Source organism: Pseudohalioglobus sediminis (assembly GCF_008370495.1).
Taxonomy (GTDB): domain Bacteria; phylum Pseudomonadota; class Gammaproteobacteria; order Pseudomonadales; family Halieaceae; genus Halioglobus.
Genome location: NZ_VTUX01000001.1, coordinates 445,354 through 459,809 on the forward strand (window position 1 = coordinate 445,354; position 14,456 = coordinate 459,809).

General features: G+C 62.4%; 9 protein-coding genes. 4 read left to right on the forward strand and 5 right to left on the reverse strand.

What is annotated here, in order from left to right; genetic code table 11:
- The first annotated feature begins 262 nt into the window (after positions 1–262).
- Genes F0M18_RS01950 through rapA form a run of 3 tightly spaced genes read left to right on the forward strand, consistent with a single transcriptional unit; the run spans position 263 to position 4,875 of the window.
- A complete protein-coding gene (locus tag F0M18_RS01950; protein ID WP_262500799.1) occupies positions 263–1,240 on the forward strand; it encodes a LysR family transcriptional regulator in 978 nt (325 codons plus the stop codon).
- Between the two features lie 21 nt (positions 1,241–1,261).
- Positions 1,262–2,077 (forward strand): TatD family hydrolase, encoded by an 816-nt coding sequence (locus tag F0M18_RS01955; protein WP_149609690.1) that lies wholly within the window; start codon positions 1,262–1,264, stop codon positions 2,075–2,077.
- Positions 2,077–4,875: an RNA polymerase-associated protein RapA gene (gene rapA / locus F0M18_RS01960; RefSeq protein WP_149609691.1), complete on the forward strand. Its 2,799-nt coding sequence runs from the start codon at positions 2,077–2,079 to the stop codon at positions 4,873–4,875. The genes F0M18_RS01955 and rapA overlap by 1 nt, the downstream gene beginning before the upstream one ends.
- A 48-nt stretch (positions 4,876–4,923) precedes the next feature.
- On the opposite strand, the gene F0M18_RS01965 is transcribed toward rapA, so the two are convergent.
- From F0M18_RS01965 to F0M18_RS01980, 4 genes are read right to left on the reverse strand one after another with little or no spacing between them, the layout of a single operon-like run.
- Positions 4,924–5,592 carry a hypothetical protein gene (locus F0M18_RS01965; protein ID WP_149609692.1) on the reverse strand — a complete coding sequence of 223 codons (669 nt, stop codon included), beginning with the start codon at positions 5,590–5,592 and terminating at the stop codon, positions 4,924–4,926.
- A 52-nt stretch (positions 5,593–5,644) separates the two neighbouring features.
- On the reverse strand, positions 5,645–7,528 hold the full coding sequence (locus F0M18_RS01970; protein WP_149609693.1) for a TIGR00341 family protein: 1,884 nt from the start codon (positions 7,526–7,528) through the stop codon (positions 5,645–5,647).
- Entirely contained in the window at positions 7,525–8,274 is a 750-nt protein-coding gene (locus tag F0M18_RS01975; protein ID WP_149609694.1) for an alpha/beta fold hydrolase, read from the reverse strand. The genes F0M18_RS01970 and F0M18_RS01975 overlap by 4 nt, the downstream gene beginning before the upstream one ends.
- The gene (locus tag F0M18_RS01980) at positions 8,271–9,212 is read right to left on the reverse strand and encodes an MBL fold metallo-hydrolase (RefSeq protein WP_149609695.1); all 942 of its coding nucleotides are present in this window, start codon (positions 9,210–9,212) and stop codon (positions 8,271–8,273) included. Before F0M18_RS01980 ends, F0M18_RS01975 begins: the two co-directional genes overlap by 4 nt.
- A 57-nt stretch (positions 9,213–9,269) precedes the next feature.
- On the opposite strand from F0M18_RS01980, the gene F0M18_RS01985 reads away from it, so the two are divergent.
- Positions 9,270–12,593 (forward strand): mechanosensitive ion channel domain-containing protein, encoded by a 3,324-nt coding sequence (locus tag F0M18_RS01985; RefSeq protein ID WP_149609696.1) that lies wholly within the window; start codon positions 9,270–9,272, stop codon positions 12,591–12,593.
- Here F0M18_RS01985 and F0M18_RS01990 read toward each other — a convergent pair whose 3' ends face one another.
- Positions 12,594–14,453, reverse strand: a complete 1,860-nt coding sequence (locus tag F0M18_RS01990; RefSeq protein WP_149609697.1) for a DUF3604 domain-containing protein — start codon at positions 14,451–14,453, stop codon at positions 12,594–12,596.
- Positions 14,454–14,456: the final 3 nt, after the last annotated feature.

Below are 14,456 nucleotides of genomic sequence, written 5' to 3' on the forward strand. Positions count from 1 at the left end.
ACCGTACGTCCTGTACATGCGTCGCTACCGGCTTCCTGCCTCTCGCGACATACCGTACGTCCTGTACATAAAAAAACCCGCCATGGGGCGGGTTTGAAAGTAACTCTGCTGGACCTGGATGGGATGCCATCGACATTGGCCATGGGCCAACTGCCAGCCCCGGCATGAGGGGCTCTTGTTTCGAGTTGCGACCATCCTAGGGCAGATTGTGATATACATGAAATGTATTTATATTATGCAAAACATGAACTGAATTCATATCATGATGACCGACACCCGCGAACTGGCCAAAATCGACCTTAACCTGTTGATATCGCTGCAGGTTTTACTGGAAGAAAACAGTGTTTCCCGGGCAGCGGAACGCCTCTACATTACCCAGCCAGCCATGAGCAAGACCCTGTCCCGCCTGCGCGAGCTCTTTGGCGACCCGCTGTTTACACGCTGCAGCCACGGCATGCAGCCAACACCGCGGGCACAGGAACTGGCCCAGGGTCTCAGCGCTGTACTGGGCGGCATCAGCCAGCTGGTGTCCGCCAGGGAATTCGACCCGGCGGCTGTAGAGGGCGAAGTGACCATTGCACTGTCTGAGTATATCGGCCTGGCGTTACTGCCGGCGCTGGCCAGGCGCCTGCAGGCCCAGGCGCCGCACCTCAACCTGCGCATCATCACCCGCGTGGAAAACCAGCTGGAGCAGCTCGCGCTGGGCAAGCTGGACTTCGCTGTACATATCAAGCAGGCGCGCTACGGCCGTGAGTTCCGGGTAAAAGAGCTCGGCGGCAGCCCGCCCGCACTACTCCTGCGCGAGGGCCACCCCCTGTGCAGCGCACCCACAGACCCGGCGCTCCTGGCCAACTACCCGGTCATCCGGCTTTACGTCGCGGACTGGGAGCAGTTGGAAATCCAGAGCGTTTCCGGGCTCTTTGAGCAGTCGCGCCAGCCGGGGCAGGGCTCGCTGGAAATTTCCCACCTGATGACGGCGATGGAAGTACTGCGCAATACCGACTACTACATGCCGGCACCCGCCTACCTGATCCAGAATGAGGCCGTGGGCCAGGGTATCACCGCCCTGCCCCTGCCCTCTGAAGACAACGCCAGCCTCGACTATGTGCTGGTGGCCCATGAACGCACCGAAAACTCGCCCCTGCATATCTGGCTATGGGAGCAGATCACCTGTACCATCCGCGACCTGCGCCCGGCCCAGCCGCAGAAGCTGCGCCAGCGCATCACCGCGAGGAGATAGGCAAGGATTACGGGCGGCCAGATGAGCAAGAAGAAAAGGCGCGAGATTCCGCGCTTCAGCACTCCCATCATAGAAACCCATTGCCACCTGGATTACCTGGGCGAGGACGAACTGGAAGACACCCTCGGCAAGTCGCGCGACGTCGGTGTGGAGAAAATCATTACCATCGCGGTGTCGCCGGACAACCTGTCAACCGTGCGCCACCTCGCGCAGCAGCACGCGATGGTATGGGGTACGCAGGGCATCCACCCGCACGAGGCTGCGCATTACACCCCGGATGTGGAACAGCTTGTCCGCGAGGGCCTGCAGGACCCCCGCATGCTCGCCGTCGGCGAGATCGGTCTGGACTATTACTACGATCACGCTGATCGCTCGGTGCAACGCGAGGTGTTCGAGCGGCAGCTGCAACTTGCCGTGGACGCGCAACTGCCAGTGGTGATTCACACGCGCGATGCCGATGAAGACACCCGTGCAATTCTTGCCAACTTCTCCTCGCTGCTACCGCGCAAGGGTGTGATCCACAGCTTCACCTCCGGCATGGCCCTGGCGCAATTCTGCCTCGGGGAGGGATTCATGCTCGGCTTCAATGGCATCGCAACCTTCAACCGCGCCGACAACGTGCGCGAGGTAATCGCGGCCACGCCGGTGCGCCAGGCGCTGCTTGAAACCGACGCCCCCTACCTCACACCCGTACCCTACCGGGGCCGCCCCAACGCCTCCTATTACCTGCCGTTCATAGCCGAGCAGGTGGCAACGACCATGCAGCTGGATGTGGAAGAACTGCTCCGGCAGGTCTATAGCAATAGCCAGACACTGTTTTTCGGGACTGAATCATAATGGAATACCTTATTGGACAGCGCTGGGTGAGTCATGCTGATGCGCAACTGGGCCTTGGCGTCGTGGTCGACGTGGAACCGCGACGCATTACCCTGAGCTTTCCCGCGGTCGGTGAAGAGCGTACCTACGCCATCGACAATGCCCCGCTGACGCGCCTGCGCTTCAAGGAAGGCGACCATATCAGCACGGTGGAGGGCCTGGAACTGATCGTCACTGGCGTAAGCGAGCACCAGGGACTGCTCATGTACGCGGGTACTGATCACCATGAACAGGAACAGCACGTTTCGGAACTGGAGCTGGACGCATTCGTACAGCTGACCACACCGCAGCAGCGATTGCTCAACGGCCACTTTGACCGCAACGAGGACTTCGCCCTGCGTGTGGCCACTGTGCAGCATACCGATCGGCTGCAGCGCAGCCCTGCGCGCGGCCTGATGGGCTCGCGAACCAGCCTGCTGCCGCACCAGCTATACATCGCCAACGAAGTGGGCCAACGCCACGCGCCGCGGGTATTGCTCGCTGACGAAGTCGGCCTCGGCAAAACCATCGAGGCCGGCATGATCATCCACCAGCAGCTGATGACCGGGCGCGCCAGCCGCGCACTGGTGCTGGTGCCGCCTTCGCTTCTGCACCAGTGGCTGGTGGAGATGTTACGCCGCTTCAACCTGCACTTCTCCCTGTTTGACGCCGATCGCATCGCGGCTATGGCCGAGGGCGATCCGGAAGCCGGCACCGAGGACGACACCGCTGGCAACCCCTTCGAAGCAGAGCAACTGGTGCTGTGCAGCCTTGAGCTGTTTGCGGACGACCCTGCACTGCAGCAGCGCGCGCTGGACGCCGACTGGGACCTGGTAGTGGTGGATGAGGCGCACCACCTGCACTGGTCCGAGCAGTCTCCGGGGGAGGACTACCGCTTTGTAGAACAGCTGTCCACGCGCAGCGCGGGCCTGCTGCTGCTGACCGCAACCCCCGAACAGATCGGCCAGGACAGTCACTTCGCCCGCTTGCGCCTGCTTGACCCCTCGCGCTTTCACGACCTGCAGGCCTTCCGTGAAGAGGAAAAACAGTACCGCCAGCTCAGCGCCATGGCCGATATGCTGGAGCAGGGTGACATCCCCGGGGACCTGCCCGCCGACCTGGACAGGACACAGGACGCCGAGACGCTTATAGAGCAGCTGCTTGACCGCCACGGCACCGGCCGTGTGCTGTTCCGCAATACCCGCGCCGCCGTCGAGGGCTTTCCCGCGCGACACCTGCACCGCTACCCCCTGGAGCAGCCTGATGCCTATGCCCACGCACAGTTGGAGCTGGAGTATGCACTGCACCCGGAGCTGCCCTACCAGGACGACAGCTGGCTCGACTTCGATCCACGGGTGGCGTGGCTGGAAAAAACACTGAAAGCCCTGCGCCCGCAAAAGGTACTGGTAATTTGCGGCAACGCCAGCACGGCGGTGGCGCTGGAGCACCATCTGCACCTGCGCGCCGGCATCCGCTCAGCGGCGTTCTATGAAGGCCTGTCCATACTCGAACGCGATCGCGCTGCCGCCTACTTCGCCGATGAAGCCGGTGGTGCACAAACCCTGGTGTGTTCGGAGATTGGCAGTGAAGGACGCAATTTCCAGTTTGCCCATCACCTGATCCTGTTCGACCTCCCGCTCAACCCGGACCTGCTGGAACAGCGCATTGGCCGCCTTGACCGTATCGGCCAGCAACACGATGTGGAGATTCACGTGCCCTACCTGGAGGGTAGCGCACAGGAAACACTGCTGGACTGGTACGATCGCGGCATGGACCTGTTCCGGGATGCCTGCTCCGCGGGCTATATGATTTTCCAGACGTTCCGGGAGCGCCTGCTGCCGGAGTTGGCGCAGCGCAGCGCCGCCTTCGAGCAGCTACTCACCGATACCGCGGAATTCACACTGCGCACGCGCAAGGAACTGCGTGAGGGCCGTGATCGCCTGCTGGAACGCAATTCCTGCAAGCGCGAGATCGCCGTGGGCCTGATCGAGGAGATCGCGCTACTGGAGGCCGGCGACGACCTGGAGCGATACCTGGAGACGCTTTGCGACGCTTTCGGCGTGGACCAGGAATTTCACTCCGAGCAGACCCTGGTGCTACGCCCCTCCGAACACATGCTGACCGGCCATTTCCCCGGGGTGAAGGATGAGGGCACCACCGTGACCTTCAGCCGCGAGAAGGGACTGGCCCGCGAAGACATTGACTTCGTGACCTGGGAACACCCCATGATCATCGAGTCGATGGATATGGTGCTGTCCACCGAGCTGGGCAATGCTGCCCTGGGCACCATCAAACTCAAGGGTGTACCGGCGGGCACGCTGTTGCTGGAAGCCATTTACACGGTGAATTGCGTGGCGCCGAAGTATCTGCAGGTGGAACGTTTCCTGCCGTTATCGCCGATTCGCCTGCTGGTCGATGCGCGCGGCAAGGAACTGGCGGAACTGGTCCCGCACGAGAGACTGAACACGCTGGTGGAGCGGGTAAAGAAATCTACTGCGCTGGCCATTATCAAGCAGGTACATGAGGAGGTGGATGCCAAGATGCGCCTGGCCAACGCCCAGGCGGAATCCAGGTTGCGCACCGTGCTCGAGTCCGCGGAAGTGCAGATGCGCGCAGACCTCGGTGCTGAACTCGAGCGCCTGGAGGCCTTGCGCCGGGTCAACCCCGCCATCCGCGAGGCCGAGCTGGAGCACCTCCGTCATCGCATCGAGGAATGCGCGGTACACATACGCCACGCCAGCCTGCAGTTGCAGGCGCTGCGGCTGATCATCACCACCTGAGGCATCAGCAAAACACCGCGACAGTCGCATCAAAGCGACGCGCAGCGCTCAGATCGGCAGCGGGATAAACACGCTGCTGGCGGCATGTACCACGCGGGTAACGCGCCGGTTGTCGGCATCGCCAGCGATACGCGCCATCATCTCCTGCAGCACAATCAGCTTGCCGAACAGGCGCTCGAAGCTCAGGTTGTCAGTGACGCCGCGATAATCGCTGGTAACCAGCCATGGATCACCGTTGTCGCGGCGACTATTGCGCAGCCTCCAGGCCAGCACCTCCACGTTATGGGCACTGGTCCACAACTGCTCCGGCGACAGGGAATCAAACAGGAAGTGTTCATCGTCATAGCCGTAGGCGTGGCGCAACATGCCGCCCAGCCCTACCACCAGGGCAAACACCCGGTCACCTTCGTAATGGGGATTGAACACCAGTTCCATGGCGTCGGTTTCCTGGCGCCCTGCGAGCTCCACGAACTCCAGCTTGCCGGGGTTGGCCAGCAGTTGCGCCTGGCGCATCTCAATGGTCATGCCCGGGATCTTGGCCAGTTCACCGGGATTGCGCTTGTACAGCTTGATGGTCAACTCACGCACCAGCCGGCGCGTCTCGTCGATGAATTCGTCCGTGACCAGGTCGATGTCGGATTTGGCCAGGTTCTTGATCTCGTAACCGCCACACGCGGTCAGAATCAACACCAGCAGGAATACTACGCTACAACGCATGAGAACTGTCCAGCAACACGCGCAAACATGTTAGCACGGCATGACAGCAAAGCTAGCGACGAATATTCAGCTGCGCTTCCAACTGGATGTCCTGCTGTACCTGTTCGCGTATCAGCCGCTTGAGTTCGTCCACATGCGCGTTCTCCAGGCGCTCCGGGGAACTGACCACCACCGCCACCAGAGGCGGTTCGCCCAGGGTCACGCGTACATGGCTGACATGAACATCCTGATCCAGCAGCTGCACCGCGCCTTCCGGCACCCGTTCTTCCAGCCGGGCTCGCTCTACCAGGTGGTCAAAAGCAACATACAGTGGAATGCTGATCATGGCCGCCAGCCCGACCGATACCGCCAGCCCCTTGCGCGCACGCGAGAACGGCGCAAAACCCAGCACCAGGAAAGACAGGCTGGCAGCCAGGGAAATGCCCACCAGGTTGGTGGTCAATAACAACAGGGCGCCGCGGGCCATCTGCCAGTCGCCCCAGCCAATGCCGATACCGGCCACGCTGAGCGGTGGCACCAGCGCCACGGCGATGGCAACGCCGGCCAGGCTCTTGGCGATCTCTTCCCTGGAGTGCGCATAGGCACCGGCCACACCGGAAATCACCGCGATGAAGAGGTCGAGCAGGGTCGGCGACATGCGTGCCCGCATTTCCTCCGTGGGCAGGTCGAAGGGCATCAGCCAGGCCAGCAGGACTGCGCATCCCAGGCCCCAGGCAATGCCCACCGCCAGGGTTTTCACGGCGCCGCGCAGCAGATTGATTTCCGAGCGCGTCAGGCCCATGGAAAACGACATGATCGGCGCCATCAGCGGGGCCAGAATCATGGCGCCAATGATCACCGGCGCGGAATCGGCATACAGCCCAGCCAGTGCCAGCATGACGCTGAGAACCATCAGCACCTGGAACGACGAGGATGGCCTGGCATTGTCGCGCAGGGCGATGAACAGGTCCCGGTACTCCTCCTCAGAGGCGTGGTTGAACATGGGCAGGTGCTGGTTTTTCAGCACCGAAGCGGTGCCATCGAGCGGCACGTGGTTGAGGCGCACGGTCTCCTTGCCGCCACTGCCATGGCCGCGTTCCCGCGGCGTCAGCGCCGGCCCCGGCAGCAGCCTGAACCGCTCCGGCAGCACCGTAAGCGCCAGTTCCGAGCTCGACCGGGACGGCCTGCCATCGAGCAGGTAATCAAAGCCCTCCGGCGACTCCAGCAACAGTCTTTCACTGCGGATCAGCGCCAGCGACTCGGGTAGTCGCGACAGGCTGATCTTGCCGGGCAGCAGCAGGCGCAGCAGGAACCAGAGATAGGCGAGCACGCTGCGCGGGGCGATGACCAGCAGGGTTGCGCGCCCGTCGGGTATATTGAGGCTTTCATCGAAGCGACGGCCAACCAGGGAACTCTGCGTCGGGGCCACGCCGACCAGGCCCAGCACCCCCATATTAATCACCTGTTCCTTGGCGGTGGTCAGCTTGTAGGAATTGAGCGTCAGTTTACCGAGCCCGCTGAGGGCGCTGCGCAACAGGCTCCAGTCGGACTGTGGTCGATTGATGTCATAGGGATGCAGTGACAGCACTGAGCCCACCACCACGGAGGAGAACACCAGCTCTCCGTTACAGGTCAGGGCGTCACCCTCGATGGGGTCAACCTGCCGGTAGTGCTCGATGAGCTGCCTGGGGTCGCCCTTTACCCCCAGCGCGGTGCAGGCCTGCCGCGCCTCGGGATGTGCCAGCAGGGCAATCACCCACTTGCGGTCCAGCGCCAGGTCGGCCAGTTCACGGATCTGTTCGTCGCCCAGCCACAGCAGCACCGTGGCGTCCGCGGGAATCTCTTCGCGATCGACCCAGGGCGTCGCCCGCAGCGCAAATGCCTCGACCCAGTCTGCGGCGCGATCGGCCTCGAAGGAGCTGTCGTGAAGCAGGTACCACGGGGCGGCTTCGCTCACGCCAGGTCCTCCAGTAATTGTGCGATACAGCGTTCAAGTCGCAGCAGGTCCTGAGGCCGGGACAAACGGTGATCGCCGTCCTTCACCAGGCAAACCTCCACGTCGTCAGAGCGCAGCTTTTCTGCCAGGGTCAGCGAGTGCTGCCAGGGCACGTCCGCGTCGCGCTGGCCATGTAACAAACGCACAGGCAGCTCCAGCGGCACTGTCTCGCGCTGCAACAGACAGTGCCGGCGACCTTCGTCGAGCAGCTCCCTGGTGATGATGTAGGGCTCGCCGTCGTCGTAGCAGTTGTCGATGGCGCAGCTGCCGGACAGCTCCAACCGGGACAAGTGCTCCGCCGAGAGGGCGCTCTCGCGCATGCTCTCGGTGAAGTCTGTCGCCGTGGCAATGCCAACCAACGCGGCCACCCGCTGCGGACGGGCCAGGGCGACGTGCAGCATGATCCAGCCACCCATCGACGACCCCACCAGCAGCAGCGGCCCGCCGGCAACGTCGTCCACTACCGCCAGGGCGTCCTCTATCCAGCGGCCGATGGTCCCCTGCTGGAACTCGCCGCTGGACTGGCCATGCCCGAGGTAGTCAAAGCGGGTAAATTGACGGCCGTTCTGTTGACACCAGGCTTCCAGCGCGCGCGCTTTCTCTCCCTGCATATTGGAATTGAAGCCACCGAGGAAGAGGATGCCCGGGCCTGATCCCGGTGTGTGCTCATAGGCCAGCTGATGGCCATCAGATCGCTCGAGTATCACTGCTGCGCCCTCTGCCACCATATTGCCAGGCCCTGGGCATTGAGTTGCGCATCGTGCATGAAGCGATCGCGCATGCCATTCATCTCTGCGCCCGCATTCATCGCCTGCACGCGTCGCTGCGAACAGGCGATAATCTCTGCCGCCATGGCGTTGCTGTCTCCGTCACAGCGTGCTGCGATCTCCAGGTATTCGTCTACCTGTTGCAACAGGCCCTGCCGGGTCTGCTCGCTGTAAGGCAGCGGGCCAAAGTGGGTGAGGTAGATCGTCTCCGGCCCGGCCTCGGCCAACAATGCCAATGAGGCTTTCAGCGCCTCTGGCCGGAACTGCGTCGGTGTCGTTGAGATCATGGAAAAGTTACCACCCGGGGTACGGAACCAGTTGTAGCATACACCGAATACATCACCGCTGAACCAGGCCCGGCTGCGCGCGTCCCAGACACAGAAATGATGATCGGCATGCCCGGGGGTATGCCGGATGCGCAGTGCACGCCCGCCAAACTCGACCACATCGCCATCGGCCACCTCAATCACGCGTGCCGCGTCAACCGGAAGTATTTCGCCGTACAGGGCCCGGAATGCCTCATCGCCATACACCGCTCGCGAACCCTCTATCAGTTTTTGCGGATTGATCAGGTGGCGCGCGCCGCGCGGATGCGCCAACAGTTCCGCCTCGGGAAACAGTGCCATCATGGCGCCCGCACCGCCGGCGTGATCAAGGTGCACATGCGTGGGTATGACGTAGCGTACCTGTTGCGCTGACAGCCCGCGTTCGGCAAGTGCCGCCTGCAGTGCCGGCACGGAGTGGCGGGTGCCGGTTTCCACGATGGCGCACTCCCCGTCGCCCTCGACGAGGTAAAAGCAGGCCACGCCCGGAGCCATATAATTCGCATCAATGCGAGTGATACCAAAGCCTACATCTTCCGTAACGGCCGGGTTCATGTGTTAACCTCCTCGTTGTATCAGTTGCCCGGCAGCCCGGATTAAAGACAAGCCATTATGACCCACGCCACCCCTGGAAATGAACCGGCCGCGGCAATGATTCCCTCGCCGTGCCGATCCCTGTTCAAACTGCTGCCGCTGATGCCCCTGTTGTGCCTGGCATTCTTCTCCCTTGCCAGCCTGGCCCAGCCTGAACTGGACGCGGACTCGCTGGACGCCCTGCGCAACGAGATCAATAACACCAGCGAGCTCGCCGAGGAGCGCCGACAGGAACTGCTGCAGCGGCTCGACGGCGCCGAGGCTGAGCTGGAGAACGCGCGTGCCTTCAAGGCGCGTGCCGACCAGCTGCAGCAGCTTATGGAGAACGCCTCCGAGCAGGTGCAACTTTTCAACCAACGCCTGCAAGAGGTCAAATCAGCTACTGACAAGGCCAGTAATGAGGACCTGCTTCCGCCGGACGCAACGGTTGACCAGGTGCGCAGCCAGATTACGCTGGTCGGCGCTGAGCGGCAGGCCCTGAGTGAGCGGCGCACGCAACTGTTGCAGGAAATAGACAATCTTCCGGCGCGCCGGGCGGAGATACAGCAACGCCTCGTTGCCCTGCAGAGCCAGGGCGGGACGCCGGTATCCACCGCGCTCGATGCCAGTCTCGAGCAGCGCGTGGCAGCAGCCGTAGCGGCTGCGGAAAACCGGGCGGCGGTAGCCGAGCGCCAGGCGCTGGAAGTGGAAATTCTCAGCGAACCTGCCAGCGCGCGCGTGAATGCGGCGGAGCGCACCTGGCTGGGCGCGGCTATCAACCGGACGGAAGCAAAGCTGGCGGCGCTGAACCAGGCCCTGGACGCGGCTCGCAGCAGCGCCACCGAGGAGCAACTGAAAACCACTGCGCAGCTGCAGCAGCAACTGCAACGAGACGACCCGGTGCTGCAGCGCTTTGCCGAGGAAAACCGCTCGCTGGCGGAACAATTGCAGTCAGTTGCGCACGCCACCGACAGTGCGCGAACGGAGGGCAACCAGCTCAAGGCGACGCTGGAAGGACTTGAGCAGGATTCGCTGCTGATGCAGCGGCGCCTGGAAGTGGCCGGCCGCAAGGAAGTCCTCGGCAGGGTCATGATCACGCGCCTCAACAGCCTGCCGGAAACCGAGGAACTGCGGCGGGAGATCAACCAGCGCAACGCATTGATCGCTGATACTTCCATGGAGCAAATCGATGTCGAAGAAGAATTCCGCGCCATCAATGACCGCCAGGATTATCTCGGTACGCTGTTGCCTGACCTGCAGGACTGGGACAGCGCCTCGCAACAGTTGGTTAACGACCTGGTGGACCAGCGCAGGGATCTGCTGGAGCGGAACCTGCAGGGCATGGGCCTGCTACTGCATCAGCTGCTGGAAAATAATGAAACCACGTTCACGCTGATCACGACCACCAGCGAGTTCCACAAATTCCTCCTCGGCAACCTGCTGTGGGTGCGCAATTTCTCCTATCTCGAACTGGCTTCTCTGAAGCACCAGCTCGCGGTGCTGCTTAACCCGGAAAGCTGGACGCGGCTCCCTGCGCAGTTGGTCTCCGGTTACCAGGCGCTGCCATGGTCAAGTGCGCTGCTGGCCCTGTTGTTGCTCGCCATCCTGCTGCGCCGTCAGCTGCGTCCCGTGTATAACCAGATGCTCAGCAAGCCCATACTCATCAGCGGCGCGACCCTGTGGCACATGCTCGCCGGGCTGGCCCTGTCCTGCTTGCTGGTCGCCCCGTGGCCATTGCTGCTTTTCTGTGCCGGCGTGCTCCTGCAGGAAGGCATACCGGCCTCGGATTTCGGTGATGCCCTGGCACCCGCACTCAAGTTCACCGCCTGGATACTCTACCTGTTGCTGCTGACGCGGTTGATCGCCAGCCGCCACGGTGTGGGGCGCCGCTACCTGAAGTGGAACGCCCGCATGCTCGACGCGCTGCGCAAGGAGCTGAACTGGGCGGGCCCCACGATCTGCTTCGGTGTATTGTTGGACGTGTTCGTATTTCATCTCGACGTGGTGGTCAGCGGCGGCCCGCTAGGGGCACTTGCCACTGCCATTGTGGCTGGCAGCATTATCGCTTTCAGTGTGCGCCTGCTGCGCCGGGAGATTTTCTGCGACGACTCGCTCACGCGGCTCGGCCTGCGCCTGACCGTGGTCACCGCCGCGGCCGTGATAGTGATGCAGGCTATCGGCCTGCTCTTCGCCGCCGATATCTATCTGATGGCACTGGGGCGCTCGGTTATCGCACTGGGGCTCATCAAGCTGGCGGGGGACGTGCTCGAACGCTGGCTGCTGATACTGCGCGCCCGTCTGCAGAAGCAGGCCCGGGAAGAGCACCGCGCACATGAGCAGGACAGCGAGGCCCCCGACGACGAGGAGGCCATGATTGACGTCATATCCCTCTCGGAGGCACATACCAAGCTGCTTACCATGGTGCGCTTCCTGGCCGCGGCAGTGGCGCTGTTTGTCATCTGGGCGCCCAGCCTCCCCGCGCTGACGCTGCTCGACTCAATGACTTTGTGGCAGGCGGGCGATGGCGCCGGAGGCCTGCGCGCCATCACCCTGTTCGACCTCACCCTGAGCGTGGTCATCCTGGTCGTCACGGCACTGGTCACCAGGAACCTGCCCTCTATCAGTGAGGTATTCATGCGTGAGTGGTTCAACATGAGCGCGGGCGCGCGCTATGCCACCAGCATACTGCTGCAGTACCTGGTAATCGCTATCGGCGGCGCGCTGTTTCTCAGCACCATCGGCTGGGAGTGGAGCAAGGTACAGTGGCTGGTTGCGGCACTCGGCGTGGGTATCGGATTCGGCCTGCAGGAAATCGTGGCCAACTTCATCAGCGGCATCATTATCCTGTTTGAACGGCCGGTGCGCGTGGGCGATGTCATCAGTGCCGGCGGCGCCGAGGGCGTGGTGAAAAAGATCAACCCAAGGGCAACCATCATCGAAACATTTGAGCGCAAGGAGCACCTGATCCCCAACAAGGAACTGATCACCGGGCAGGTCATCAACTGGACGCTGAGTGAAAACGCGGTACGGGTCATTGTCCCGGTCGGTGTTGCCTACGGCACCGATGTGCGCAACGCCATGGCGCTGATGTACGAAGCCGCGGGCGAAGTAGAACTGGTGCTGCCTGACCCTGAACCCCTGGTGACATTCGAGGACTTTGGCGACAACGCCTTGCTGCTGTGGCTGCGCTGTTATGTCTCCGAGAGCCGGCCGCGGGCCTGGACCGAGCTGCGCACCGTCATCAATGACAAGTTTAACGCCGCCGGCATCAGCATTTCCTTCCCGCAGCGCGACGTACACCTGGACACTGCCGCCCCGCTGCAGGTGGAGGTGCGGCAGCTGCCCGCCGGCACCACCGACTGATCAGGGCTGGTACCAGATGGGCGAGGTATAGGCCCGTTCCTGGATACTGTCCGGAAAGCCGGCGGATATGTCGCGCTGCAATGCGACTGCGTCGTAAAGCGAGTGCCGTGGTGTGGGTATCTGCAACACCCGCGCGTAGTAAAAAGCGCTGACGGCGGGATCGAATTCCGGGTCCTGCCAGCGTGCGCCCAGGGTGACGGCACCGATGGTGTTGCTGTAGCGCGCGTTGTCCGCGTCCACGGTATTACCCACAGGCGGCACCTTACCACCATCATCGGCTTGCCTGGCACCAGACCAGGCCACATCGAAGACGCGCTCGTGGCTGCGCCCGTTACTGTCCACCCAGCCCTTGATGATCTGGATACGATCCAGGTTGGCGCCATCCGCTTCTTTCTCTGCCACCACCAGGAACTCCGGTGAGGTGCTCCAGGGGCCAGCCAACTGCCCCCCCATGGGCACACCACTGGCAATTGCCTGCGCGTAGAGCCCGGCACTGTCGAGCATGGCCTCGCTGTAGCCACGCCCGGCAAAAAATCGCACCGCGATACGCGGGCCGCTGGTGGCATAGACCTCGCGCCGCTTGAGTGCAGCAACAATGGCTTCACGCGTATTGTCCTCAGCCCAGACCGCAGCCAGCCCGGAAGCAGACATATTCCAGCCCACCGGCCGACCTTCCGCGTCTACCTTGAACAGGCCTTCCTTGTTGGTGGGAATACTGTCAGCGGCAAATTTCCCGTGAAAATTATCCTCCTCCGCACCGGCCAGCCCGGAGTGGGCATCACTGGAGCCAATCATGCCGAACTGGTAGGGGTTGATACCGATATTACCTTCAATTTCCAGCCCCAATCGCAGCGCAGGGCGAATATAGTCCGATATCGATGCCACGTAGGGTGTGCGGTCACGCTGGATGTAGAACGGGAAAGTTTCAAAATCGGCGAAGGTATCATCCGGCGACAGGTCAGGATGCGTTTCCGAGTCGCCCTTGATCTGGGTTACTTCCACCACCTGTTCCCAGCGCATGCGCGCGGCGGCATACTCTGCGGTGATGGGCTGGCCACGCAGGGTCTGGGTGTCAAACATGTAACCCTTGGATATATTCGAATTGTGCGGGATGGCAATGAAATCAGCCCCGGTATCGGCGCTGGTACGATCCAGCCAGGCCCAGAGGTCTTCGGGGAAGGAGCTATCAAGGAAACTGAAGGGCAGGTATTGCCGGGCCTGCTCGGCACCGGAGTCGGTAATGACAATACGATGCAGGTTGGCGCCGCCGTTGTTGGAGCTCCACTCCCAGCCTATCAGTGCACTGAAGCTGCCCGGTTCATTGGCGGCATCTGCCGCCGCTACCGCCTGTTCCCAGGTCGCGCGTGACACATCGGGCAGGGGCGGGATGCCACCGATCTTGATGCCTTCATCCTGCAGGCGCTCGCCGGCCTCGCGCGGATCCTCCGCCGTGGGCAGGCGCGAACCGAACAATACCGGACCCCAACTGGAGCCGACGCCGGCCTTGATGACCAGCGCGGAAAACCAGGCATACAGTGAATCCACGATGCCGAGGTCTTCGGTAGGCACCCAGTCCTCGTAGACATGACGTATCACACCGAGGAATTCCGCATGGTCAGAGACCACCAGGAAATCCAGTGGTGTGCCGATCTGCACGCGAGCGCCGTGGTAGGGATGTACAACAGGCAGACCCCTGGCATAACGATAAGCCGCCGCCGGGTCTATCGACGCGTTGCCAATCGTAATCGCGTCGAATGAGTTGTTGGTGTGCAGGTGGGTGTCACCCCACAGCAGTTGCTTTGTGGCCAGCGCCGAAGGTGAAGCGGCCAGCATCGCGGCCAGTACAAGTGCACGTCGCATAAC

Bases quoted from the DNA above. Each gene is read 5' to 3' on its own strand.
- rapA (WP_149609691.1), top strand. From the start codon at position 2,077: ATGGAATACCTTATTGGACAGCGCTGGGTGAGTCATGCTGATGCGCAA.
- F0M18_RS01955 (WP_149609690.1), top strand. From the start codon at position 1,262: ATGAGCAAGAAGAAAAGGCGCGAGATTCCGCGCTTCAGCACTCCCATC.
- F0M18_RS01965 (WP_149609692.1), bottom strand. From the start codon at position 5,592: ATGCGTTGTAGCGTAGTATTCCTGCTGGTGTTGATTCTGACCGCGTGT.
- F0M18_RS01990 (WP_149609697.1), bottom strand. From the start codon at position 14,453: ATGCGACGTGCACTTGTACTGGCCGCGATGCTGGCCGCTTCACCTTCG.
- F0M18_RS01950 (WP_262500799.1), top strand. From the start codon at position 263: ATGATGACCGACACCCGCGAACTGGCCAAAATCGACCTTAACCTGTTG.
- F0M18_RS01980 (WP_149609695.1), bottom strand. From the start codon at position 9,212: ATGAACCCGGCCGTTACGGAAGATGTAGGCTTTGGTATCACTCGCATT.
- F0M18_RS01985 (WP_149609696.1), top strand. From the start codon at position 9,270: ATGACCCACGCCACCCCTGGAAATGAACCGGCCGCGGCAATGATTCCC.